We start from the raw sequence: 24396 nt of genomic DNA, 5'->3' as shown, positions 1-24396 counted from the left end.
GTACAAAACTATGGATTGAATTCTGTGGTTTTATTTAGTTCTATTAACTTTTCGTTCTAAATGTTTAGAGAAAATTGCTATTGTGTATGTCATTATAAAATAAAAAACTCCAAGTGTTAAATATATTTCAAAAGGTTCATAAGTTCGTACATATATAAGTTGACCTGCTCTTGTTAATTCAGTTATTGAAAGAACTGAAACTAGTGAACTATCTTTTAAAATAGATGCATAGGTATTTGTAAGTGGAGGTAAGACTATTTTAAATGCTTGCGGATAGATTATATGTATAAACATCTGAATTTTGCTAAGTCCTAAGGAATTTGAAGCCTCATATTGTCCTTTTGGTATTGCTTGAATTCCAGCTCTAACAATTTCAGCCATATATGCACCAAAATTTAAAGACAAACCTATAATAGCAGCTTGATGACTTGACATTGTAATACCAATTTGTGGTAGGCCATAATATATAAAAAATAGTTGAATAAGTAAAGGTGTTCCCCTAAAAATTTCAATATATGAGCTGATTAAAAATTTAATAAAGTAGTTTGTCTTTAAGCTTCTTAGTGTACCCACAATTACACCAATAAATAGTGCAATTACAAAAGATACAAAAGAGAGATAAATTGTAAGCCATGAGGCTTCTAAAAGAAACCCCAAGTTATCAAAGACAGCGCTAAAATTCACTTATTTTACTGCCAGCCATTTGTTAATTAATTTATCGTATGTACCGTTATCTTTTAAAGTTTTTAAAGCCTCATTAACTTGTTTTGTTAAATCATCTTTCCCTTTTTTCATAACAACAACTAATTCTGCCGGTGCTAGTTTATCAACAATTTTATATTCATTATTAAAATCTTTTTGATTTAATGCATAAGCATACCCAACAACAACAGCATCAATACGATTGTGTTTCAAATCTAAAAATGCTTCTGGATTATAGTTATATCTAGCTACTTTCCCAAGTCCATTTAATTTATCAACAACTTGTTCACTTCCACTTCCAAGTTGAACACCAACAGTTTTACCAGCTAAATCTTTTTGTGAATTGATTTTATTATTATCTTTTTTTACTATTAATACATCATTTAGTAAGTAATAAGTATCTGATAAATTTACATTGTTTTCACCAGCTTCTTGTCTACTCATAGCACTTAATATAATGTCATAGTTGTCATTTTTAAGTCCACCAAGTAGAGCTTGCCACTCTGCATCTTTAATTTCAACTTTTTTACCAATGATTTTACCAATTTCATTTGCTAAATCGATATCAAAACCAACAATATTTCCACTTTTTTCATCTCTTGATTCAAATGGTGGATACGCTGCACATAAACCAACTGTAATAACATCTTGTTGAGCATTTGCAAATATACCAAATGTTAACAATAAGCCTGTAAAAAATTTTTTCATAAAAGTTCCTTTTGTATAGCCTTAACTAAGGCTGTTGGATTTTCTTCATCTAAAGCAAAAAAAGATAACTCTAAATTGTTCTTTTTAAGTAATTTAAAAAACACTTCCATAAAAATGCCTGCTTCATTCACTGTTTGTAAAGAGTTTAACTTTTTTTCTAAATCAAAAAATTTATCTATCTCCCCTTTCCAATCAGCTCTGCAGGTTTTATTTATGCCACAATTTGGACTTCCATCTATACCAATGCAGCCTTTTATTTCATATCCATTATTTTTATAATCAATTAATTGATTTATAATAGGAAGTAGCATTTTTTTGTATTGTTTTTTATATATTGCTGTATCGCATTGTTCTTTTACCATTCCCCATCTATTAACCCCACAGGTTAGCATCTCTGGACATGGTAATTGCAAAATTCCGTAACCTTTATCACATAAAGAAGTAATAAGTTCAGATATACACCCGCTATAATTCGCTAAGGAATAAACTTTTGCATTAGAATTAAGTATACAATGACTTAAAAGAATGATTTTTTTGCTTCGATTCATGAAAACCTCAAATAAATATAAGTTTTCCTAAAAAGCAGTGTTGACAAGAAAAGCTATGTTGTCGTTCCAACCCTTGGAACTTGCTTAATTTTAGAATATAGAATTTTAGTTAATAAAAACTTAATACTAGTTAAATTAATGACTCATTAATATATTTTTTATATTAATATATTTTATCAAGTTGATATTAAATCCACTTTTAATAATCTTCCTTAATTTAAAAAATAAATGGGTAAAAGATGCGACTTCTTATTAAAAGTGTATTAATTTTAATGTTAATTTTCACATCAACTTTAATTTTAATAAAATTTAGTGGAATATTGACTGTTTCTGATATAAAAGAGGTTTTTGAAGTTTTAAAATCTCAACCATCATATATTTTAGGCTTTTTGATTGTATTTTTACTTTTAGTAGATTTATTTATTGCAGTACCTACAATGACAGTAATAATTCTTGCAGGGTATTTTTTAGGGTTTGAATTAGCATTTTTATACACCTTTTTTGGGCTTTTATTGGCTTCTTTTACTGGGTATTTTTTGTCAAGAAAATATGGTTTAAAAATTTTAAATAGATTAACGTCAGACCAAGAACAAATTGAGCAAATGAAAGATTTATTTAATAAACATGGAATCCTTGTACTAATTTTATCAAGAGCAGTACCTATGCTTCCGGAGATTTCAGCTTGTTTAGCAGGAACTTGCAGTATGTCAATAAAAAGATTTTTCATTGCTTGGTCATTGGGAACAATACCATATTTATCTGTAATTGCATATGCTGGCTCAATAAGTGATTTAGAAAATCCTATACCTGCAATTTATGGTGCCATTGGTATTACTATAAGTTTTTGGTTTTTGTGGATGATATTTTTAAAAGCAAACAAAATAAAATTAAAAAATCAAAAAATTTAATTCTTTAAACAAACTTACTTAAAGCTTAATTAAAGCTATTTTAGATAAAATCACGACTCTATTTTAAATAGAAACCTCACATGTGTCAATCCTGGTATGGGTTGTGACAAGTAAATTGTACTTGCCATTAAGGGGCACAGAGGCTAAACCCAGATACGTTTACTTAAAAGAACAACACGTTGTTCTCTTTAGGTTTTGGTTCTTTTTAGCAAGATTTATTCTTGTGTTGAAAAAGAAGACAAACATATAAAAAAACAAGGAAAAACTATGGTTACAATGAAAGACCTACTAGAGTGTGGTGTACACTTCGGACACCAAACAAGAAGATGGAATCCAAAAATGAAAAAATACATTTTTGGTGTTAGAAAAAATATTTATATTATCGACTTACAAAAGACGTTAAGATATTTCAGATATACATATAATGTAGTTAGAGATGCAGCTGCTCAAGGTGAGACTATGATTTTTGTTGGTACAAAAAAACAAGCTTCTCAAGCAGTTAAAGATGCAGCTATCAAATGTGGAATGCCTTATGTAAACCACAGATGGTTAGGTGGAATGTTAACTAACTATGGAACAATTAAAAAATCAATTAGAAAATTAGAAGTTATTAAAAAAATGAGAGAAGAAGGTCAATTAGATCTTTTAACTAAAAAAGAAGCTTTAATGCTTACTAGAAAAGAAGAAAAATTAGAATTATATCTTGGTGGAATCAAAGAGATGAATAAATTACCAGATATGATGTTCGTTCTAGATGCAGTTAAAGAAAAAATTGCTATCCAAGAAGCAAGAAGATTAGGAATCAAAGTTGTAGCTCCTTTAGATACAAACTGTGATCCGGATGTAGTTGATTTACCAATTCCAGGAAATGACGATGCTATTAGATCAATTCAATTATTCTGTAACGAAATGGCTGAAGCTATGTTAGAGGGTAGAGCTGCATTAGCTGAAGAAACTGGAGAAGAAGCACCAGTATCTGAAGAAGAGCAAGCAGAAGTAGTGGCTGAAGCAGTAGCTGAAGGTGAATCTGAAGCAGTAGAAACTGAAGAAACAACAGAGGAAGCATAATTATGGCAGGAGCAACTCCAAAATTAATTAAAGAGTTAAGAGAAAAATCTGGTGCAGGAATGCTTGATTGTAAAAAAGCATTAAATGAGTGTAATGGAGATTTAGAAGAAGCTCAAAAGTGGCTTAGAGAGCAAGGTCTTGCTAAAGCTGCTAAAAAATCTGCTAATGTAGCTGCTGAAGGTATTGTAACAATTTTAGTAAATGAAGACAATACTAAAGCAACTATGACTGAAGTTAACTCACAAACTGACTTCGTTGCTAAAAATGAGCAGTTCCTTAATTTAACAAAAGCAATTACTGAGCATGCTCAAGTAAATGCAATTGCAGATGCTGAATCTTTAGCATCTTCAACTATTGATGGACAAGACTTCACAACTTACTTAAACGAAAAAATTGCAGTTATTGGTGAAAACTTAGTTGCAAGAAAAGTTGTAAATGTTGAAGGTACTGTTGTAAACGGTTATGTTCACATGGGTAAAGTTGGAGTTGTTTTATCTGCTAAATGTTCAGATGAGGCAAAAGAAAAAACTGCTGAGTTATTAAAAAAAGTAGCTATGCACGCTGCTTCAATGAAACCATCAGTTATCTCTTATAAAGATTTAGCTGCAGATTTTATTGAATCTGAAAACAAAGCAATTATTGCTGATATTGAAAAAGAGAATGAAGAGTTAGTAAGACTTGGAAAACCTCTTAAAAATATTCCTGAATATGTTTCAATGCAACAATTAACTGATGAAGCTATTGCTGCTGCTGAAGCTAAAATGAAAGAAGAATTATTAGCTGAAGGTAAACCAGAGAAAATTATCGGAAACATCGTTAAAGGTAAAATTGCTAGATGGATTGAAGATAATACTCAATTAGATAAAACTCATGCTTTATTATCTCAAACTTACGTTATGGATGATTCAATGACAGTTGAGCAAGCAATTAAAGCTTGTGATGAGTCAATTGAATTAGTTGAATATGTAAGATTTGAACTTGGTGAAGGTATCGAGAAAAAAGAAGAAGATTTCGCTGCAGAAGTTGCTGCACAAATGGGTAACTAAAAAGAAATCTAAAAAAGTGGAAGTAATGGGTGAAGATAAAAAAATAATCAAGCCCATTACACAAGCACAAAAAATACTCTTAGAAGCTAAAAATTTAACTCACGAATTTGATTATAAACTTTTTGAAAATATAAATTTCACACTACAAGAAAAACAAACTATTGCTATTATTGGAAAAAGTGGTAGTGGTAAATCAACTTTATTAAACATTTTATCATCATTGCTTGAACCAAAATTTGGTAAAGTTAATTATAATAATCAAAATATATATAAACTAAATAAAAATACTCTCTTAAAGATTAGAAGAGATGATTTTGGTATAATATTTCAAGCGCATTATTTATTTCGTGGTTTTTCTGCTAATGACAATTTAAAAATTGCAACACTTTTGAGTGAAAATGAGATTGATGAAAAGCTATTAAAAAAGCTAGAAATCGATTTTGTGATTAATCAAGGAGTAGGGGAATTAAGTGGTGGACAACAACAAAGACTGTCTATCGCTAGGGTTTTAACAAAGAAACCTAAAATTATATTTGCAGATGAACCCACAGGAAATTTAGATAAAACTACTGCGCAGATAGTTATGGATAGATTACATGAATATGTTAGAGAAAACAATTCTGGGATGATACTTGTAACCCACGAAGATGATTTAGCAATGCAGTGTGATAAAGTTTATAAGTTAGAGAATTTAGAATTAAAAGAGTTAAAATAGATGAATTTAATATTAGTTACAAAAACACCTATTATTGAAAAAATTTTTACATTAGTTTGTAAAAAACTAAATGTAGTTTTAAGTGTTCAAGACTCAATAAAGGTAGAGGAAAAAGTAGATTTTATTATTATTGATGAAGAGTTTGTTGATGATGATTTTAATAGACTAAAGCAACATACAAAAAAATTAGCTGCAATTGTAAGTGAAGAATTGCCATTTGATAAATCAAGGGATTTTATTATCCAAAGGCCTTTTTTACCAAATCACTTAGAAAGTTTATTAAAAGAACAAGTAGAGTTTATAAAAGAGGATATAAAAGAAGAAAACAAACCTAAAAAGTTTGAATTTGATGAGGAAGAAGTTATTTCAAGTTATGTAGAATCATTAGCAGATGATATTGCTGATACTATAGAAGAAGATAATGATGAATCAATAGTTACAATTGCTTCATTAAACAGTGGTGGTGTATTAGACAATCAAGAACTACATAAAATTACAGATTTATTAGAAGAAAAAGAGTTGGATTTTTCTGAAGTAGTTTCTAAAAATGATTGGAAAGATATAAATCAAATAATAGATGATGCTTTAAATGAAGTTGAAGAGTATGAGTTTAATCTTCAAGAAAATAAAGATCAGCCAATTAAATTAATATTAAATAATTACAATATCTCTGAACTAAAACCTTTTTTACAAAAGTTTGATCAAGGTGTTATTGATAGACTTTCAAATGGTGAAGATGTAGATGTGACTTTATCTTTAAGGGTGAATAAATAATGGAAAATAAAGGTGCTATTTTAATTCTTTCAGGTCCTAGTGGATGTGGAAAGTCAACACTTTTAAAAAATGTATATAAAGAGATTGATGAATACTATTTTTCAATTTCAACTACTACAAGAGAGCCAAGAGTTGGTGAAAAACATGGAGTAGATTATCTTTTTACAACAAGAGAAGAGTTTCAAGAAGATATAAAAACTGGAAATTTTTTAGAATGGGCAGAAGTTCATGGAAATTACTATGGAACGTCACTTAAGCCTATTAAAAAAGCTTTAAATGAGGGTAAAATTGTAATCTTTGATATTGATGTTCAAGGTCACGATATAGTTAGAAAAAAAATGGATAAGGTTGTAACTTCAGTATTTATAACAACTCCAAGTTTAAAAGATTTAGAAGATAGATTAACAAATAGAGGTACAGATTCTCAAGAAGTTATTGATAGAAGAATTCAAAATGCAAAAAGTGAAATTAGATTCTTTCAAAAATATGATTATTTTATTATAAATGATAATTTAGAAAAAGCTAGTAAAGAATTGATTTCTATAGCTAATATTGCTAGGGTAAAATCAAAACTTTTTGATAAAGATGAAACATTAAATAACTGGCTTAGCTAGTTATTTAATTTGATCATAACTTAGGGGTGCATCAAAGTAGTACCCTTGCGAAAAGTCAACTCCAATCTCTTTTATTACTTCGTAAATCTCTTCACTAGATACAAATTCAGCAACAGTTTTAAAACCAAATTTTTTAGCAAATTCATCAATTGTTTTTACGATGATTTTTTGATTTTCAGATTTATCTATACTTCTTATTAATGAACCATCAATTTTTACATATGAGATATTAAGATTTACTAACATATTAAAGTTTGAATATCCAGCACCAAAGTCATCAACACCAACTTTACAACCAAATTCATTTACTGTATTAATAAACTTAAACACCTCTTCAAAGTTTGATATCTCTTCAGATTCTAGAATCTCAAATTCTAAAAGATTTGTATATTCAGCATTCTCTTTTAAAACTTTGTTTATATGTTCCATTGTTACTGCACTAGCAATATCCTCAAAAGAGATATTAACTGCAACTCTTTTATTTTTTGTTTTTATTAAATTAAATGCTTCATCCAACATGATTCTAATAATATGAGGGTATAGCTTAGCTTTTTTTGCAATATTTAAAAAAGTATATGGAGAAACAACAGTTCCATCCTCTTCAATGTATCTAACTAAAGCTTCGTATTTATAAATCTCTTTTGTTTTAGTATCTACAATTGGTTGGAAATACCCTTTAAAATCACCATTTTTTACACCATTTTTGATTTTTTTAATCCATTTAATATTCTCTTCAAAAGATTCTTGAATATTAAAAGAGTCATTATAAATTAAAATTGGCTCAAATTTCTTTCTAGCATAGGTTACAACCCTTTGAGCATATTTATAGGCATTATTAGCATCACTTTTTGCAATACCAATTGTTATATTTAAATCAATCTCATGCTCATCAATATAAACAGGTTCTTGTTCTATAAACTCTTCAAAGTTTTTACACAAATCATAAAAGTTATTAACATCTCTATCAAAACTTTTTGAAATAACTGCAAATTTGTCTGCTTCGATTCTATATATTATAAATTCTTGATTTGAAAAATATTCTTTTAAAGCATCTGCAAACTCAATTAAAACCTTATCTCCATTGTGTTCCCCAAAAAGGTCATTAATAGTTGAAAATTTATCAATATTTATAATTGCCATTAAATCTTCACTAGAGTTTTCTAAATCTTTTTTTAGTTTATTTCTATTTGGAAGATGTGTTAAATTATCTGTATATAAATCTTTTAATTCATGGTAAAGTAAAGATTGACTCATAAGTTGTAAAAGTTTTTTCATATCTATTGGTTTTAGTACATATTTATCTACACCAATATCAATAGCCTCAAGTAGGTATTCTGTATTAGAAAATGCTGTTGCAACAATAATTGGAATATGAGGATTTATTTTTTTTATCTCTCTAATCATCTCTAGACCATTCATTATTGGCATATTTACATCTGTGATTATTAGGTCGATTTCAGATTCGTTTTGTTTAAAAAGATCAAGACCTTGCGCACCATTTTCAGCTACAAATTGTTTCTTTGTAAAACCTCGAAGGATATTTAAGGTAATCTCTCTTAATGCTACTTCATCTTCAGCATATAGTATTGTAATATTTTTTAGTATTGACACATTGTTAATCATTAAGAGTTACTCCAAACTTATTAGGATATAATATTATACTATCAATTAGATATATATTAAATTATCAAATATTAGTTATTTTAAAATTATTTAGGAAAATTAGTGGGTAAAGTTCAATGTAATCACTGTCATTTATCATTTGATGATGGTGTAATGATTAAAGAGGGAGACTTAAACTTTTGTTGTAAAGGTTGCCAGGGTGTTTATCATCTTTTAAAAGATGATGGACTTGAATCGTTTTATGATAAGTTAGGGAACAAAACAATCTCCCCTCCAATTGAAATAAACGATGATGTTCAAAGATTTGATACAAAAAGTTTTGAAGATACATTTATTACAGAAACTAATAATGGATTTAAACAAATTGATTTAATTATTGAAGGAATTCATTGTGCTGCATGTGTTTGGTTAAATGAAAAAGTTTTATATGAAACACCAGGAATAATAAGCGCAGATATTAACTTTACAAACAACAAAGCAAAAATTATTTGGGATAATGAAAAAATAAATTTATCTGATATAATTTTAAAAATTAGAAGCATAGGATACAACGCTTATGCTTATGATGCTAGTGTAGCTGATGAACAAGCTGTAAAATCTAAAAGAGAATACTTTATTAGAATGATGGTTGCAGTTTTTGCAAGTATGAATATTATGATGCTTGCAGTTGCAAAATATACAGGTTTTTTTACAGGTATTGATGAGCAAATTAGAAATTATATACATATTGCAGAGTTTATTTTAGCAACACCTGTTTTATTTTATTCTGGATGGATTTTTTTTAGAGGCGCCTATTTTGGATTAAAAAACAAAATCTTAAATATGGACTTTTTGGTTAGTTCAGGAGCCTCTTTAACCTATATATACTCTTTATTTGTGATGTTTGGGGCAAAGGGTGAAAGTTATTTTGATTCTGTAGTTATGATAATCACCTTTGTTTTAGTTGGAAAATATCTTGAAGTTATTGGTAAAAAAAGTGCTGTAGATACATTAGATAAAATCAAAAGTTCAATCCCTTTAGAAGCAACTATTGTAGAAGATGGAGTTAAAAAAACGGTTGCTTTAAATAATATCAAAGTTGGTGATACTATTGAGATTAGAAGTGGTGAGAAAGTTTGTATTGATGGTGTAATAACTTCAGGAGAAGGAAGTTTTGATGAGTCAAGTTTAACTGGTGAATCAATTCCTGTATTTAAAAAAATGGGAGATAATATTTTTAGTGGAACTATCAATAATGATTCACTTATTAGATATGAAGCAACAAAAACATACAAAGATTCAACACTAAGTTCTATTGTTACCTTACTTGAAGAATCATTAAGTTCAAAACCAGAGATTGAATATAAAGCAAATGAAGTGTCAAAGGGCTTTACAGTATCAATCTTAACTTTATCACTTTTAACTTTTTTAGTTTGGTATTTCTTTGGAATTGATTTAGGTTTTGATTATGAGGGCACTAATCATTTTGAAAAGTCTTTTATTGTTGCAATTTCAGTTATTGTTATAGCTTGTCCTTGTGCTTTAGCGTTGGCAACCCCAATTGCTAGTTTAATTGGTATTTCAGAACTTGCCAAAAAAGGTTTACTTTTTAAAGAAGCAAAGTTTATAGAAACATTAGCCAAAGCAGATACTCTTGTATTAGATAAAACAGGAACTATTACAAAGGGTGAATTAAAAGTAAAAAGAGCAAAAATAAAAGATGAGAATATCCATAAATTAAATCTTTTATATTCATTACTTGAAGCATCAAATCACCCAATCTCTAAATCTGTAAAAAAATATTTGGAAGCAAAATATGATAATTTACAATTGAAAAATATTTATGGTGTTAAAAATATTCAAGCAAAAGGGATGATTGGAAAATATGAAAATGTAGAAGGTAAAACTTTCCATTTATTAGGTGGAAATATTGAACTTCTAAAGGATAATAAAATTAACTATAAATTTGATAGTTCAAACTCTGTTTATATTTTTGCAATCAATAGAAGAGTTATTGCTACTTTTGAGTTAGCTGATGAGATTAAAGAGGATGCAAAAGAATTAATCTCTTATGCAAAGGCTAATGATATTAATGTAGTTATGTTAACAGGGGATAATGAAGATGTTGCAAAAAAAGTTGCATCTAAAGTTGGTATAGATAATTTTGTAGCAAATGTTGACCCTATAGGAAAAGCAAAATATATAAAAAAATTAAAAGAAGAGGGAAAAATTGTTATTATGGCTGGTGATGGTATAAATGACTCTGTTGCCTTAGCTAGTTCAGATATTTCTGTAGCTATGGGTAATTCAGCTGATATTACAATTTCTGTTTCAGATGTTGTACTTTTAAATAATTCTTTACAAAGTTTAAAAGAAGCATTTGAAATATCAAAAAGAACATTTAAATTTATAAAACAAAACTTACTATTATCTTTAGTGTATAATATGATTACTATTCCTTTAGCAATGGCAGGATTTGTAATACCTTTAGTAGCCGCAGCTTCAATGAGTTTAAGTTCTCTTCTAGTTGTTGCAAATTCAATGAGAATAAAAATGAAAAAATAGGAAAAAGAATGATTAACGATACACTTTTTATGATGCTAATGGTTGGACTTATTGTCTCTTTTGCAGTTTTAGGTATGTTTATTTGGGGTGCAAAAAAAGGGATGTTTGATGATAGTGAAAAGATGATGGGTGGTCTTTTATTTGATAGTGAAGATGATTTAAATGATGCAAGAAGAAAAGAGGAAAAGAAAAAAGAGATGAATTCTTCAGTAAAAAAAGAGCAAAAAAAAAGTGAACTACCGTAGTAGTCCACTTTTTTTTAGGAATAATCGCTAATTAAAATGCAGCGATTTGTTTTGCTAAATCTTCAATGTCAGCATCAGAAAGTCTTGCAACTTGACCTTTCATAACACCTTTCATAGCTCCACCATAAGATCCATCTTTGTAACCTTTTAAAGCAGCAACAGTTTTTTCAACTGGCCAACCTTTAATGATTTGTGATTTACCTAATGCAGCTTTTTCAGCAGTAGCTCCGTGACATGCAGCACATGGTGCAAAACTTGCAGCCATTAAAGATGCAGCAGCGATTATTGTTCCTAAAACAATCTTTTTCATTCATTCTCTCCTTAAATTATAAAAATTAGATTTTAGCACTTTTAACTTTTATTTAACTTATGTTATCTATTTAATAAGGTTTTTATAGAGATAATCTTTTTCTTTAATATTTACTTATCTTTTAAACTGTTTTTTTATATAGTATCATCTACTTAATGGGAAAAATGATGGAAAATAACACAGTTTTAGAAATAAAAAATTTAGATTTTGGTTATATAAAAGATAAATTAATATACAAAGATTTTAACCTTAAACTACAAAAAGGTCAACTTATTTCAATAGTTGGAAGTAGTGGTAGTGGTAAAAGTACACTTTTTGAACTAATAAGTGGAAATCTTAAGCCTTTAAAAGGGCAAATTAGTGTTTCAAATATAAGCTCAATATATCAAGATCCATATAGCTCTTTTCATCCCTCTTTTAGAATAATTGAGCAAATAAAAGATGTTTTAGATTTAAAAAATCTAGATTTTGAAGAAGAGATTAATAATAAATGTGAACTTTTGAGTTTAGAAAAAACATTTTTAGAAAAAAAGCCTCACGAACTATCAGGGGGGCAATTACAAAGATGTTCAATCTTAAGAGCCTTACTTATGAAACCAGATTTACTTTTAGTTGATGAACCAACTTCAGCCTTAGATAATATTATTGCAATGGAAGTTATGCAATTAATAATAAAACAACTTGAAAATTGTGCGATTCTTTTAATAACACATGACATGTCACTTGCAACTTGGTGCAGTGATGATATAATTAATTTAAACAAGATTTTGGAGAAATAGATGACTAAACAGTGCAATAAAGCATTAGTACTTTTAAATATGGGTGGAGCAAGAAATAAAGATGAATTAAAAATGTTTTTAACAAATATGTTTAATGATAAAAATATTTTAACTGTTAAAAGCAATCTATTAAGATCGATTATTGCAAAGTTTATAGTAAGTTCAAGATTAAATAGCGCTTGGAAAAATTATGAAGAGATTGGAAATCAATCCCCAATTAATCCATTAACTGAAAAATTAGTTGATAGATTAAATGATGAGTTTGAAGATATTTGTGTTTATCAAGCTATGAGATACACTCCACCTTTTGCAAGTGAAGTAGTTAAAGATTTAGAATTAAAAGGGATAAAAGATGTAGTTTTATTACCTTTATATCCTCAATATTCAACTACAACAACAAAATCATCAGTTGAGGATTTCCAAGAAGCTGCTAAAGACAAATTTAATATTGAAGTTATAGAGCCTTATTATCAAAACAAAGTTTTTAATGAAGCTTTAATAGATACTATTAAAAATACAGTGGAAAATCCAAATGAGTATAATCTTATTTTTTCAGCCCACGGTTTACCTCAAAAAATTGTTGATGCAGGTGACCCTTACGAAAAACATGTAAATGAACATGTAAAAATTTTATCAGATATTTTAAAAGAGCAGGGCGTTGAGTTTAAATCTATCTCTTTATCTTATCAGTCAAAAGTTGGTCCAATGAAATGGTTAGAACCAGCTTTAGATAAAGAGCTTGAAAAATATAAAGACCAGAAGGTTTTAATTTACCCAATTGCCTTTATTGTTGATAATTCAGAAACTGATTTTGAATTAAGTATTGAATATAAAGAGGAAGCCGACAAAATAGGTATTGTTGATTATAAAGTTTGTAAATGTTTAAATTATGATGAGAAATTTATAAAAGCAATTAGAGATATAACAAAATTATAAAAAGGAATAGTTTATGAATGAGGCTTTACTTTTAGAGATTGCAAAAACTGCAATTAATTCAAATTTTTATGATGAGGTAAAAGTTGATAAAGAGAAACTTTTAAAAGAAAATCCTTTTTTAGGTGAAAAGCAAGCTTGTTTTGTAACTTTAACAATTGACCATAGATTAAGAGGGTGTATCGGTTCTCTTGAAGCAAAAAGAAGTTTAATTGATGATTTAGTAGCAAATTCAATAGCTGCAGCTTTTGGAGATCCTAGGTTTTTAGAACTAACACAAGAGGAGTTTGAAAAAACTGATATTGAGATTTCAATTTTAACAAAACCAGAACTTGTGGAGTATGACAGTTTTGAGGATTTAGAAACAAAACTAATTCCAAATAAACATGGAGTAATTCTAGAATTAGAGGGTAAAAAAGCAACTTTTCTTCCTCAAGTTTGGGAACAGTTACCAACTTTTAATGATTTTATGGTTCATTTATGTCAAAAAGCTGGATTATCTCCCCATAGTTTGCCAGCTTTACCAAAAATTCAAACATATGAAGCTTTAAAAATAAGAAGTTAAAAATGAATTATTATGGGAAAAAAGACAATGGAAAGTTAGTATGTCTTCTTTGCTCATATTATTGTGAAATAGATATTGATAAAGTTGGAATTTGTGGTGTAAATAAAAACACTGGTGAAGAGATAAAGTGTTTAGTTTATGGACATATTAGTGCATTTAATATTGATCCCATTGAAAAAAAGCCTTTATATCATTTTTTGCCAGATTCAAATTCACTTTCTTTGGGAACTGTGGGGTGTAATTTTCATTGTAATTTTTGCCAAAATCATGGTATCTCCCAAGAAAAAAATATTGATACATCAAACTATATAGACCCAAAAAGAGTAGTTGAAATCGCATTTTTAAATGAGTGTAAATCTATCTCATATACTTATAATGAACCAACTATTTTTTATCCCTTTGCAAAAGATATTGCCCTTGAAGCAAAAAAGAAAGGTATTAAATCAGTTTTTGTTAGTAATGGTTTTGAAAGTAGTGAAGTAATTGAAGATATGAAAGGTGTAATTGACGCTATAAATGTTGATTTAAAATCCTTTGATGAAAAGTATTACAAAACAAAACTTGGTGGTAATTTACATCAGGTTTTAGAAAACGTGATTACTTTTAATAAAAATGGTATTCATCTAGAAATTACAACTTTATTAGTTCCAACTAGAAATGACTCAAAAGAAGAGATTACAAAAATGGTAAAATGGATAAAAGAAAATCTAGGAGTTGATATACCTTGGCATATTTCAGCTTTTCATCCAGATTACAAAGAGTTGTCTCTTCCAAGAACTTCTATTGAAACTTTATTTATGGCAAAACAACTTGCAAAGGATTATGGTTTAAATTATGTTTATATTGGAAATGCAGGCCTTGATAATATAACTTCTTGCCCTAAATGTAGTGAAAACTTAATCAGTAGAAAATATTTTGAAGTACAATCTTCAAAATTAGTTGATGGCAAATGTCCCAAATGTAATCACAAAATATATGGAGTATTTAAATGACCCAAAGAAAAACTGTAGTAGCAGGCTCTTTTTATCCTAATTCAAAGGAAGAGATTTTAGCTTTTATAGATAATTTTAATAAAAGCTTTAAACTAGAAAAACCAATTGATATTAAACCAAAGGCAGTAATTGTACCCCATGCGGGTTACGTTTATAGTGGATTTACTGCAAATTTAGCCTACAACTTATCTTCTTCTTTCTCTTTAGATAAAAACTTTAAAAGGGCAATTGTAATTGGACCATCCCACAGAACATATATAAATGGTGCCTCAATTGCTTTATATGATGAGTTTGAAACACCCATAGGAAATATAAAAATAGATAAAGAGTATTCTTTGAAATTAAAAGAAAAATATAATTTCTTACATTTTGAAGAGGAGTTGCACTTTGAACATTCAACGGAAACACAAGCCCCTTTTGTAAAAAACTATTTTGATGGTTTGGAAATTATTGAGATTGTTTATGGGAAATTAGATTTTAATGAGCTATCACTTTTAATAGATTATTTATTGGAAGATGAAGACAATTTTATTATTATTAGTACAGACTTAAGTCATTTTTATTCACAAGATGAGGCAAAAAAGTTAGATAATATTTGTTTAAAGGCAATTATTGAAAAAAATCTCGAGATGTTTGAGCAAGGTTGTGAAGCTTGTGGAAAAATAGGTGTAAAAGCAATTATTAAATCAGCTATTAAAAAAGATTTAAAAACTCAACTTTTGCATTATTGTACAAGTTTTGATGTAACTAAAGATGATAAAAGTGTAGTGGGTTATACTTCTGCTTTGATAGGAGTTTAGGTTTTGTTATTTAGTTTAAAAAAATTTATATCATTTTTTTTGATGCCTCTGTCTCTTTCAATGATTTTATTTTTAGTGGGGCTTTATTTTCTTTTTTCAAAAAGTTATAAAAAAGCGAAACTATTTTTAAGCGTCTCTTTTCTTTGGCTTTTTTTAATCTCATATTCACCCTTTTCTAATGCACTTATTAAACCTTTAGAAAATGAGTACAAGGCTTATTTAGATGTTGATTCAAGTATTGAATATGTTTTAGTTTTAGGAAGTGGACATAACACAAATAAAGAGATTTCACCCCATTCTCAACTTTCCTCATCTGCTTTGATGCGATTAACTGAAGGGATTAGAATCTTAAAAAAACTTGATAATGGAAAACTTATAGTTTCAGGATATGGAGGAGATGATGAAACTCCCCATGCAATTATCTCAAAAGAGGTTGCTGTTTCAATGGGAATAGATGAAAAAAACATTTTAACTCAAGAGGAGGTAAAGGATACTTTTGAGGAAGCACAATATGTGAAAAAAATAGTAGGTGATAAAACTTTTATTTTAGTTACATCTGCATATCATATGCCAAGGGCTATGAAACTTTTTAAACAAAATGGTTTAAATGCTATTGCTGCACCTACTGATTTTTTACAAGAAAATCCAAGTGTTTACACAAGGGAACCTAACGCAACTGAACTTAGAAAAACACAAGTTGCAATGCACGAATATATAGGTATTCTTTGGGCAAGTATACTTGAAAAATATAGATTTTATGTAAATTGAGTAATCATTATAGTATAATTCCCGAAATTACAATACTTAAAGAGTTATATGAATAAAATTATTGAGATAAAAAATCTTTTTTTCACCTATGATAAAAATTATGTCTTAGAAGATATAAATTTAGATATTTTACATAATGATTTTTTGGCTATTATTGGACCTAATGGTGGAGGAAAATCTACACTTCTTAAATTGATTCTTGATTTATTAAAACCAAAAAAAGGGCAAATAAAAAGAGATTTAAGTATTAGTTCTATTGGTTATGTTCCTCAAAATACTAATTTAAATACAGATTTCCCAATTACAGCTTTAGAAGTTGTTTTAATGGGACATGTTGGTAAGAAAAAGTCTTTTTTTGGATATTGCAAAGAGGATGTTTCTTGTGCAATGAACTCTTTAAAACAAGTTGGAATGGAAGATTTTGCTAATAGTAAAATTGGTGATTTAAGTGGAGGTCAAAGACAAAGGGTGTTTATTGCACGTGCACTTTGTTCAAACCCAAAGATTATGTTACTTGATGAGCCAACGGCAAGTATTGATGTAAAAGGTCAAACTGAAATCTATGAACTTTTAAAAGAGTTAAACAAATCTATTTCAATAGTTGTTATTAGCCATGATATCTCTGTACTTATGAATTATGCAAAAAATGTTGCCCATGTAAATAAAAATCTTGTGTATCACCACTTAAAAAATATTGAACAAACTTTTGATACTCAAAATGAACATCTATGTGAAGTTGAACTTTTATCAGCATTAGGGAAAAAACAAGTTTGTTGTAATCATACCCATGGAGATGCATAAATGATAGAAGCTTTACAATATGATTTTATACAAAATGCGATAATTGCTGGAGTTTTAGTTTCAATTGCTGCTGGTATTATTGGTTCATTAGTTGTAGTAAATAAAATTACATTTTTAGCAGGGGGAATTGCCCATAGTTCTTATGGTGGAATTGGTCTTGCAATTTTTTTAGGACTTCCTGTACTTTTTGGAGCAACTATTTTTGCAGTTACAACAGCTTTTATAATTGCAGCTATTACCTTAAAAAACCGAAGTAGAATCGACTCAATAATAGGTATAATGTGGGCTTTTGGTATGGGGCTTGGAATTATTTTTGTTGACTTGACACCTGGATATAATGTAGATTTGATGAGTTATTTATTTGGGTCTATTATTGCTGTTTCAAATGAAGATATAATTTACCTAAGTATATTAGATATGTTTATAGTTTTTTTAGTTTTATTCTTTTATAAACAAATTTTAGCAGTTTCATATGATAGTGAATTTGCAAAGTTACGTGGTATAAATGTAAGATTCTTTTATACACTTATTTTGATTTTAGCTGCTCTTAGTGTAGTTGCTGCAATCAAAGTTGTTGGACTTATTTTAGTAATTGCTCTTCTTACCATACCCACATATTTAGCTGAAATGTTTGCAAAAAAGCTTTCAACGATGATGGCTTTAAGTGCTTTATTAGCTACTAGTTTTACCCTTCTTGGACTTATGATATCATATTTTTATGATATTAGTTCAGGGGCATCAATCATTATGGTTGGAGTAGTAACTCTATTCATAGTAAAAATTTTAGGAAAAAAATGAATAAAAATATAATCTTAGGAGAATTAAACTCTTTAAAAGTAAACCGTGTATCAGAACCAGGTCTTTATTTAATTGCAGGGGATGAAGAAGAGGTTTTATTACCAAATTGTTATGTAAATTCTACTATGCAAATAGGTAATGAGATTGAAGTTTTTATTTATACAGATAGTGAAGATAGATTAGTAGCAACTACTCAAAAACCATATGCGATGAAAAATGATTTTGTTTCTTTAGAGGTTGTGGATATAACAAAGTTTGGTGCATTTTTAGATATGGGCTTACCAAAAGATTTATTGGTGCCAAAGAATAAACAAAGATCAACATACCAAATTGGAAACGAAAAAGTAATACAAATAGTTGAAGATGAAAAAACACATAGATTAATTGGAACAGAAAAATTTAAACTTGAAAAAGCCACCGATGGTTTTAATCAAAATGATGAGGTTGAAATTTTAGTTTTTATAAAAACACCTTTAGGTTTTAAAGTTATTGTGAATAACAAATATGAAGGACTTATTTTTCATAATGAGATTTTTGAAAATATAAAAATCGGAGATAAAAAAAGAGCCTTTGTTAAAACTTTAAGGGAAGATGGTAAGCTTGATATTTGTTTACAAAAAATTGGTGTACAAAATAGTGATGATAATCCAAACAAAGTTTTATCAATCTTAGAGCAAAATAGTGGAGAGATTTCATTTACATATAAAAGTGATGCCCAAGATATAAAAGAGGTTTTTGGATTAAGTAAAAAAGCTTTTAAAGCAAGTTTAACAAAACTTATTGAAGATAAGAAGATTGAACTTTTAGAAAATAGTATTAAGATTAAAAAGTAGTTTATTTTTAATTTTTTTCTATAATAACTTAATTTTATTTTGTTATACTATTTTTCAAGTTTTATTTAAAACTCAAATTTATAATAATAGGGAGAAGCAAATGGCAACAACTAAATTAAAAGGTAATATTGTTAATTTAGCAGGAAATGAAGTAAATGTAGGTGATAAAGCTCCAGTTGTAACTGTTGTGGCACAAGATTTATCAGAAATAACTGTTGGTGGAAAAGCTCAAGTTATTGTAGTAGTACCATCACTTGATACTCCAGTATGTGCAGCAGAAACAAGAAGATTTAATGAAGAAGCTGCAAGTTCAGATTCTGAAGTTGTGGTAGTTTCTATGGACTTACCTTTTGCAATGGGAAGATTTTGTACAACTGAGGGGATTGAAAACCTAAAAGTTGGTTCAGATTTTAGAAATAAAGATTTAGCAAATGCATACGGTGTTTTAATTGCTGATGGACCATTAGCAGGTGTTACTTGTAGAGCAATTTTTGTTACAGATGCAGATGGTATTGTAACTTATAAAGAGATTTGTCCAGAGATTACAGAAGAGCCAAATTATGAGGCTGCTTTAGCTGCAATTAACTAATAATATAAAAATTTTATAATTTTAAAAAAGGGGAAGAGTTATATCTCTTCCCTTTTTTTATAACTTCTACACACTAGCTTAACATTAAAGTTTTATACTTCTTTTATAAGGAGTTTATTATGAATATTATAAAAAAACCATCTTGGTATATCGATGAAAATGAGATTACTTCAAAAGAGCTCTTTGATAATAGAAGAATATTTCTAAAACTTGGAGCGGCATCTTTAATTGCTGGTTCTTCAATTGTAGAAGCTTTAGCAAAAGAGAATATTCCAGTTCCAAATTTAGATTATATAAAAGATAAAAATTTAGATAATTTAGATTTAAATACCTATGAGCAAATAACAAACTATAATAACTTTTATGAATTTACTACATCAAAAGAAAGAGTTGCAAAAATGGCACACACTTTAAATACTGATGGTTGGAAAATATTTGTTGATGGCTTAGTTGAAAAACCTCTAGAATTGGATTTTGATGATTTAATAAAAAAATTTACTTTAGAAGAACGAATTTATAGATTTAGATGTGTAGAGGGATGGTCTATGGTTGTTCCCTGGATTGGTATTAGGTTAAAGGATTTTATAAAATATGTCAAACCTCTCTCAAAGGCAAAATACATACAGTTTGAAACCATGTTAGATGAAGATATGTTCCCTGATCAAGGAAGAGGTGTTTTTTCAACTATATCATATCCTTATATAGAAGGTCTTAGAATGGATGAAGCAATAAATGATTTGACTATTTTAGCAGTAGGTCTTTATGGTTCATCAATGCCAAAACAAAATGGTGCTCCAATTAGATTAATTGTTCCTTGGAAATATGGTTTTAAATCAATTAAATCTATTGCTAATATCTCTTTTACTGAAGAAGAACCTTTAAACTCATGGCAAAAAGAGAATCCAAGAGAATATGGATTTTATGCAAATGTAAATCCAAATGTTGACCATCCAAGATGGTCTCAAAAAAGAGAAAGGGTGCTTGGAAAATTTTTTAAACAAAAAACTTTAATGTTTAATGGATATTCAAATGAGGTTGCCCATTTGTATAAGGGGATGGATTTAACAAAATTCATTTAGGGTAAGATTATGAAAAAAGTATTATTAGCTATTGTATTATTTCTCCCTTTGGTATATTTATCACTTGAATTATTTATTTTTCAAGATGTAACTGATCCCATAAAATATATTTATACAATAACAGGTGCAACAGCAACAGTTATACTTTTTATTACAATTACCCTTAGTTTGATAACAAAATGGATTAATCTAATCAAGTACAGAAGAATGATTGGTTTGTTTGGTTTTTTATATGCACTTTTACATTTTCTAAATTTTTATATTTTAGATGCAGAACTTGATTTTGCTTTTGTAATAAAAGAGACTTTAGATAAACCTTTTATCTATTTAGGAATGATAGCCTTTTTTATTCTAATATTTATGGCAATAACTTCAACCAAAAGGCTTTTTAAAAAATATAAGAATTATCATAAGCTAATTTATTTTGCTTTAGGATTGATTACAATACATTTTATAATGGCTCAAAAGTCACTTACAATCTTACAAATTATATATGTATTATTGATATTAGTAATCGGATATTGTAAGCTTTTACAACAAATTATTAATAAAAATAAAATATGATGATTCTTAATCGTTTATAAAAATCAAGTTTTGATTTACACAACTCATAAAATTTTTTTAAACTAAAGATGCAAAATATATAAAAAGTGTATAGATTTAATCTTTAGAATTATAATAATATTTTAATTTTAAAAATGTATAATCTTTATAAAATAATTAAAAAATCGTTAGTTTCTTGGGAGAAAACAATATGAATAATCTTACTATAGGGAAAAAAATAGGATTTGTAGTTACTATTGTATCTGTAGTTGCATTGATTATAGGAGTTGTAGTTTTACAATATCAAAAATCACACCTAAAAGATGAAGTTTATGAACGGGATGCAGTAAGTCTTAAACATATGTCTGAAGATAATATATATGCAAAATTTGGTGTAGGTATTTCAAATGCTGTATCTATTGCAAATGATGGTATGTTAAAAAAGTCATTAAAAGAAAATGATAGAGAGATTGCTATTAAAGCCTTATCTAAACTTAGTGAATCAATGAAAGACTCAACTGAATTTAAAAACATCAAAGTTCATATACACACCAAAGATAATAAATCTTTCCTTAGGGCTTGGAAACCAGATAAGTTTGGAGATGACCTTAGTAGTTTTAGACATAGTGTTGTAAAAGTTAATGAAACAAAAAAAGCTGTAAATACCTTTGAACTTGGGAAAGCTGGATTATCTATTAGGTCAGTTATGCCAATTATGGATGAGGGAACGCATTTAGGTTCTTTGGAGTTTATTCAAGGTTTAAACTCTGTTGCAAAAATATTTAATAAACAAGAAAAAGGTTTTTTACTTTTAATGGATAAAAGAAAATCTTCGGTAAAACTTTTTAATGAGGAATTAATATACAAAACTAATTATATAATCTCACAAAAATTTTTAAATGAAGATTTTTTTAACGATGCAAAAAATATAAATTTAGATGAACTATTAAAAAATAAAATCTATCTTACAGATAAATATCTTTATACATATGAAGTTATTAAAGATTTTAGAGGAGAAGAGTTAGGTATTGTAATTTTAGCAGATACAATGAAGCATGTAAACTCAGCAGTTGAAGACGCAGAAATTATAATTAACACTGCATTGATTTTAATAGTTGTACTTTTAGTATTTATTTTAATTTTTATAACCCTATCAATTAGAAAAATAGTAATTACTCCTTTAACTGATTTAAAAAATGGAATAGATAAGTTAACAAAAAATTCAAATAGTTCTTCAATGAAAATTACAAAAAAATCAGATGATGAACTTGGTGATGTTGTGGATAGTTTTAATAATTATTTACAATTTATTGAAGATGGTATTAAACAAGATGGAGTTGTTATCAATGAAGCTATAGATATTATAGAAAAAACAAAAAATGGTTTTTATTCATATAATATTAAAGAAAAAGCAAACTCTCCACAAGTTGAAGAGTTTAAAAATAAAGTTAATGAAATGTTAGATATCACAAAAGATAATCTAAGTATGGTTACAAAAGCACTTATTGAATTTGGTAATGCTAGATATGACTATACAATTGATGCTAAAAGTTCAGGAAATATAGGCTCTTTAATAAAAGGAACTAATTCTTTAGGAAGTTCAGTTTCTGAAATTTTATGTATGATTGATAACACAAGTAAAAGAGTTTCAAACAATGCAGAAGAGTTAGCGGCAACTTCTGAACAATTATCAGCATCTTCTACTCAACAAGCTGCATCTTTAGAAGAAACAGCAGCTGCTGTTGAAGAGATTACATCAACAATTACTCAAACAGATGAAAAGACGAAAAAGATGTTGGAGATTTCAAGTGAATTATCTAATACTAGTATAAAAGATAATGAATTGGCTCATAAAACAGGTACTTCAATGGAAGAGATTAATAAAGCTACAAACGATATTGTTGATGCAATTACAATAATTGACCAAATCGCTTTCCAAACAAATATCCTTTCACTTAACGCTGCTGTAGAAGCAGCAACCGCAGGGGAAGCTGGAAAAGGATTTGCTGTTGTAGCGCAAGAGGTTAGAAATCTAGCTGCAAGAAGTGCTGAGGCAGCTAAAGAGATTAAAAATATTGTTACGTATGCTCAGGAAAAAACCAAAGAGGGTAAAGAAACAGCTGATGTAATGGTTGAAAGTTTCAAGCTTTTAAATACAAGAGTTCAAGAAGTTACTAGTTTAGTTAGTGAGGTATCAACAGCTTCTGAAGAACAAAAACAAGGAATGATTCAAATTAATGATGCAGTAAATCAATTAGATAAAGCTACTCAAGAAAACGCAAATGCATCTGAAACTGTTTCAAGTAAAGCAATGGCTTTAAGTGAGTTATCTGCACAACTTGTAGCAATTATTAATAGAACTTCATTTGATAAATCAAAATCAAGCGGTGTTTGTGATGTAAATTTAGTTTTTGATACTACGAAATTAAAACTTGACCATGTAAATTTTAAAGAAACAAACTTTGTGCAACTTGGAAATGGAAAAAATTGGACAGTAAAAAATCACCATGAATGTGATTTAGGTAAATGGATTGAAGCCCATAAAAATGAGTCATTTACAAGAAATTCTGATTGGCAAGAGTTCCTAAAAGCCCATGAAGAAGTTCATTCAAATGTTCAAGAATATATAAATGTTGATAGTGTAAATAAAAGGGATGAGAGACTTCCATCTATAGCTAAACATATTGAAGAAAGTACAACAAAGGTATTTGATTATATTGATAAAATAAAAGCTCATAAATGTGAAGAGATGAAACTTGAAAAGGAACATGAAGTTTCAACTAAGGAGAAAAAGGAACTTAAAAAATCTACTCCTATTGTTAAAAAAGAGTATTCTAAACCTAGAGATATAAAGGCTCAAAATAGTAATGATGATGAATGGGAAAGCTTTTAAGCTTTCTTATTCTAGGTTATTAACAATCTATTAACTTTTCATTACTTTATGATTAATACAAAAATATTATAATTTTTTTATGGAAAGAGAAAAGGAAGTGCGAAATCCTTTCTCAGGTAATTTAAAAATAGCGAATTTTTAAGTTTTCCAAATTTGTTTCCTTGTGTGTGAAAAGGTTCCTTAGGGAGCCTTTTTTTTTACCCAAAATAAAGTAGATT

The 24396-nt window shown here is 28.2% G+C and carries 26 protein-coding genes; 21 read left to right on the top strand and 5 right to left on the bottom strand.

Translation table 11 applies throughout. The annotated features are described in order from the left end of the window. Positions 1-30: 30 nt before the first annotated feature. From FDK22_RS02595 to FDK22_RS02585, 3 genes are read right to left on the bottom strand one after another with little or no spacing between them, the layout of a single operon-like run. Positions 31-684 (bottom strand): amino acid ABC transporter permease, encoded by a 654-nt coding sequence (locus FDK22_RS02595; protein ID WP_138151330.1) that lies wholly within the window; start codon positions 682-684, stop codon positions 31-33. Then, positions 685-1410: a transporter substrate-binding domain-containing protein gene (locus FDK22_RS02590; protein ID WP_138151329.1), complete on the bottom strand. Its 726-nt coding sequence runs from the start codon at positions 1408-1410 to the stop codon at positions 685-687. After that, positions 1407-1958, bottom strand: a complete 552-nt coding sequence (locus tag FDK22_RS02585; RefSeq protein WP_138151328.1) for a CD3072 family TudS-related putative desulfidase — start codon at positions 1956-1958, stop codon at positions 1407-1409. Before FDK22_RS02585 ends, FDK22_RS02590 begins: the two co-directional genes overlap by 4 nt. Before the next feature lie 239 nt (positions 1959-2197). On the opposite strand from FDK22_RS02585, the gene FDK22_RS02580 reads away from it, so the two are divergent. The 6 genes from FDK22_RS02580 (at position 2198) to gmk (ending at position 7083) form a co-directional block, all read left to right on the top strand. Further along, on the top strand, positions 2198-2866 hold the full coding sequence (locus tag FDK22_RS02580) for a TVP38/TMEM64 family protein (RefSeq protein ID WP_138151327.1): 669 nt from the start codon (positions 2198-2200) through the stop codon (positions 2864-2866). Positions 2867-3133: 267 nt separating this feature from the next. Then, positions 3134-3934 carry a 30S ribosomal protein S2 gene (gene rpsB / locus FDK22_RS02575; protein ID WP_138151326.1) on the top strand — a complete coding sequence of 267 codons (801 nt, stop codon included), beginning with the start codon at positions 3134-3136 and terminating at the stop codon, positions 3932-3934. Between the two features lie 2 nt (positions 3935-3936). Further along, on the top strand, positions 3937-4980 hold the full coding sequence (tsf, locus tag FDK22_RS02570; protein WP_138151325.1) for a translation elongation factor Ts: 1044 nt from the start codon (positions 3937-3939) through the stop codon (positions 4978-4980). A 25-nt stretch (positions 4981-5005) separates the two neighbouring features. Next, positions 5006-5695 (top strand): ABC transporter ATP-binding protein, encoded by a 690-nt coding sequence (locus tag FDK22_RS02565; RefSeq protein ID WP_138151324.1) that lies wholly within the window; start codon positions 5006-5008, stop codon positions 5693-5695. Further along, positions 5696-6469, top strand: coding sequence for a hypothetical protein (locus FDK22_RS02560; protein ID WP_138151323.1), 774 nt, complete (start codon positions 5696-5698; stop codon positions 6467-6469). After that, entirely contained in the window at positions 6469-7083 is a 615-nt protein-coding gene (gmk, locus tag FDK22_RS02555; protein WP_171012896.1) for a guanylate kinase, read from the top strand. The genes FDK22_RS02560 and gmk overlap by 1 nt, the downstream gene beginning before the upstream one ends. On the opposite strand, the gene FDK22_RS02550 is transcribed toward gmk, so the two are convergent. Continuing rightward, positions 7084-8706 carry an EAL domain-containing protein gene (locus FDK22_RS02550; protein ID WP_138151321.1) on the bottom strand — a complete coding sequence of 541 codons (1623 nt, stop codon included), beginning with the start codon at positions 8704-8706 and terminating at the stop codon, positions 7084-7086. 102 nt (positions 8707-8808) lie between these two features. Here FDK22_RS02550 and FDK22_RS02545 point away from each other — a divergent pair, with 102 nt between their 5' ends. Both FDK22_RS02545 and ccoS read left to right on the top strand, forming a co-directional pair. Next, entirely contained in the window at positions 8809-11250 is a 2442-nt protein-coding gene (locus FDK22_RS02545; protein WP_138151320.1) for a heavy metal translocating P-type ATPase, read from the top strand. Between the two features lie 8 nt (positions 11251-11258). After that, on the top strand, positions 11259-11495 hold the full coding sequence (gene ccoS / locus FDK22_RS02540) for a cbb3-type cytochrome oxidase assembly protein CcoS (protein WP_138151319.1): 237 nt from the start codon (positions 11259-11261) through the stop codon (positions 11493-11495). 31 nt (positions 11496-11526) lie between these two features. On the opposite strand, the gene FDK22_RS02535 is transcribed toward ccoS, so the two are convergent. Then, complete coding sequence (locus FDK22_RS02535) at positions 11527-11805, bottom strand: c-type cytochrome (RefSeq protein WP_138151318.1); 279 nt, start codon at positions 11803-11805, stop codon at positions 11527-11529. A 167-nt stretch (positions 11806-11972) separates the two neighbouring features. Here FDK22_RS02535 and FDK22_RS02530 point away from each other — a divergent pair, with 167 nt between their 5' ends. From FDK22_RS02530 to FDK22_RS02470, 13 genes are all read left to right on the top strand, one after another. Then, the gene (locus FDK22_RS02530; protein WP_138151317.1) at positions 11973-12584 is read left to right on the top strand and encodes an ATP-binding cassette domain-containing protein; all 612 of its coding nucleotides are present in this window, start codon (positions 11973-11975) and stop codon (positions 12582-12584) included. Next, a complete protein-coding gene (gene hemH / locus FDK22_RS02525) occupies positions 12585-13520 on the top strand; it encodes a ferrochelatase (protein WP_138151316.1) in 936 nt (311 codons plus the stop codon). A 13-nt stretch (positions 13521-13533) separates the two neighbouring features. Beyond that, the gene (gene amrA, locus FDK22_RS02520) at positions 13534-14082 is read left to right on the top strand and encodes an AmmeMemoRadiSam system protein A (protein WP_138151315.1); all 549 of its coding nucleotides are present in this window, start codon (positions 13534-13536) and stop codon (positions 14080-14082) included. 2 nt (positions 14083-14084) lie between these two features. Beyond that, positions 14085-15074: an AmmeMemoRadiSam system radical SAM enzyme gene (gene amrS, locus FDK22_RS02515; protein ID WP_138151314.1), complete on the top strand. Its 990-nt coding sequence runs from the start codon at positions 14085-14087 to the stop codon at positions 15072-15074. Further along, on the top strand, positions 15071-15874 hold the full coding sequence (amrB, locus tag FDK22_RS02510; protein WP_138151313.1) for an AmmeMemoRadiSam system protein B: 804 nt from the start codon (positions 15071-15073) through the stop codon (positions 15872-15874). The genes amrS and amrB overlap by 4 nt, the downstream gene beginning before the upstream one ends. Before the next feature lie 3 nt (positions 15875-15877). Beyond that, entirely contained in the window at positions 15878-16642 is a 765-nt protein-coding gene (locus FDK22_RS02505; RefSeq protein WP_138151312.1) for an ElyC/SanA/YdcF family protein, read from the top strand. A 48-nt stretch (positions 16643-16690) separates the two neighbouring features. After that, on the top strand, positions 16691-17443 hold the full coding sequence (locus tag FDK22_RS02500; protein WP_138151311.1) for a metal ABC transporter ATP-binding protein: 753 nt from the start codon (positions 16691-16693) through the stop codon (positions 17441-17443). After that, positions 17444-18241 carry a metal ABC transporter permease gene (locus tag FDK22_RS02495; RefSeq protein ID WP_138151310.1) on the top strand — a complete coding sequence of 266 codons (798 nt, stop codon included), beginning with the start codon at positions 17444-17446 and terminating at the stop codon, positions 18239-18241. Then, entirely contained in the window at positions 18238-19074 is an 837-nt protein-coding gene (locus FDK22_RS02490) for a CvfB family protein (RefSeq protein WP_138151309.1), read from the top strand. Before FDK22_RS02495 ends, FDK22_RS02490 begins: the two co-directional genes overlap by 4 nt. A 100-nt stretch (positions 19075-19174) precedes the next feature. After that, positions 19175-19663 carry a thiol peroxidase gene (gene tpx / locus FDK22_RS02485; RefSeq protein ID WP_138151308.1) on the top strand — a complete coding sequence of 163 codons (489 nt, stop codon included), beginning with the start codon at positions 19175-19177 and terminating at the stop codon, positions 19661-19663. A gap of 119 nt (positions 19664-19782) precedes the next feature. Further along, a complete protein-coding gene (gene msrP, locus FDK22_RS02480) occupies positions 19783-20742 on the top strand; it encodes a protein-methionine-sulfoxide reductase catalytic subunit MsrP (protein WP_138151307.1) in 960 nt (319 codons plus the stop codon). A 9-nt stretch (positions 20743-20751) separates the two neighbouring features. Next, the gene (locus tag FDK22_RS02475; RefSeq protein ID WP_138151306.1) at positions 20752-21306 is read left to right on the top strand and encodes a ferric reductase-like transmembrane domain-containing protein; all 555 of its coding nucleotides are present in this window, start codon (positions 20752-20754) and stop codon (positions 21304-21306) included. A 190-nt stretch (positions 21307-21496) separates the two neighbouring features. Next, a complete protein-coding gene (locus FDK22_RS02470) occupies positions 21497-24178 on the top strand; it encodes a methyl-accepting chemotaxis protein (protein ID WP_138151305.1) in 2682 nt (893 codons plus the stop codon). The last annotated feature ends 218 nt before the right edge of the window (positions 24179-24396 follow it).

The sequence above is a fragment of the Arcobacter arenosus genome (genome assembly GCF_005771535.1).
Lineage (GTDB): Bacteria > Campylobacterota > Campylobacteria > Campylobacterales > Arcobacteraceae > Halarcobacter > Halarcobacter arenosus.
The sequence above is the reverse complement of the archived record's forward strand: the minus strand, read 5'-3'. Positions and strand labels throughout refer to the sequence as shown.

Coding starts and splice junctions, on each gene's coding strand:
- FDK22_RS02590 (WP_138151329.1), bottom strand. CDS start 1,410: ATGAAAAAATTTTTTACAGGCTTATTGTTAACATTTGGTATATTTGCA.
- FDK22_RS02585 (WP_138151328.1), bottom strand. CDS start 1,958: ATGAATCGAAGCAAAAAAATCATTCTTTTAAGTCATTGTATACTTAAT.
- FDK22_RS02580 (WP_138151327.1), top strand. CDS start 2,198: ATGCGACTTCTTATTAAAAGTGTATTAATTTTAATGTTAATTTTCACA.
- rpsB (WP_138151326.1), top strand. CDS start 3,134: ATGGTTACAATGAAAGACCTACTAGAGTGTGGTGTACACTTCGGACAC.
- tsf (WP_138151325.1), top strand. CDS start 3,937: ATGGCAGGAGCAACTCCAAAATTAATTAAAGAGTTAAGAGAAAAATCT.
- FDK22_RS02565 (WP_138151324.1), top strand. CDS start 5,006: ATGGGTGAAGATAAAAAAATAATCAAGCCCATTACACAAGCACAAAAA.
- FDK22_RS02560 (WP_138151323.1), top strand. CDS start 5,696: ATGAATTTAATATTAGTTACAAAAACACCTATTATTGAAAAAATTTTT.
- gmk (WP_171012896.1), top strand. CDS start 6,469: ATGGAAAATAAAGGTGCTATTTTAATTCTTTCAGGTCCTAGTGGATGT.
- FDK22_RS02550 (WP_138151321.1), bottom strand. CDS start 8,706: ATGATTAACAATGTGTCAATACTAAAAAATATTACAATACTATATGCT.
- ccoS (WP_138151319.1), top strand. CDS start 11,259: ATGATTAACGATACACTTTTTATGATGCTAATGGTTGGACTTATTGTC.
- FDK22_RS02535 (WP_138151318.1), bottom strand. CDS start 11,805: ATGAAAAAGATTGTTTTAGGAACAATAATCGCTGCTGCATCTTTAATG.
- FDK22_RS02530 (WP_138151317.1), top strand. CDS start 11,973: ATGGAAAATAACACAGTTTTAGAAATAAAAAATTTAGATTTTGGTTAT.
- hemH (WP_138151316.1), top strand. CDS start 12,585: ATGACTAAACAGTGCAATAAAGCATTAGTACTTTTAAATATGGGTGGA.
- amrA (WP_138151315.1), top strand. CDS start 13,534: ATGAATGAGGCTTTACTTTTAGAGATTGCAAAAACTGCAATTAATTCA.
- amrS (WP_138151314.1), top strand. CDS start 14,085: ATGAATTATTATGGGAAAAAAGACAATGGAAAGTTAGTATGTCTTCTT.
- amrB (WP_138151313.1), top strand. CDS start 15,071: ATGACCCAAAGAAAAACTGTAGTAGCAGGCTCTTTTTATCCTAATTCA.
- FDK22_RS02500 (WP_138151311.1), top strand. CDS start 16,691: ATGAATAAAATTATTGAGATAAAAAATCTTTTTTTCACCTATGATAAA.
- FDK22_RS02495 (WP_138151310.1), top strand. CDS start 17,444: ATGATAGAAGCTTTACAATATGATTTTATACAAAATGCGATAATTGCT.
- FDK22_RS02490 (WP_138151309.1), top strand. CDS start 18,238: ATGAATAAAAATATAATCTTAGGAGAATTAAACTCTTTAAAAGTAAAC.
- tpx (WP_138151308.1), top strand. CDS start 19,175: ATGGCAACAACTAAATTAAAAGGTAATATTGTTAATTTAGCAGGAAAT.
- msrP (WP_138151307.1), top strand. CDS start 19,783: ATGAATATTATAAAAAAACCATCTTGGTATATCGATGAAAATGAGATT.
- FDK22_RS02475 (WP_138151306.1), top strand. CDS start 20,752: ATGAAAAAAGTATTATTAGCTATTGTATTATTTCTCCCTTTGGTATAT.
- FDK22_RS02470 (WP_138151305.1), top strand. CDS start 21,497: ATGAATAATCTTACTATAGGGAAAAAAATAGGATTTGTAGTTACTATT.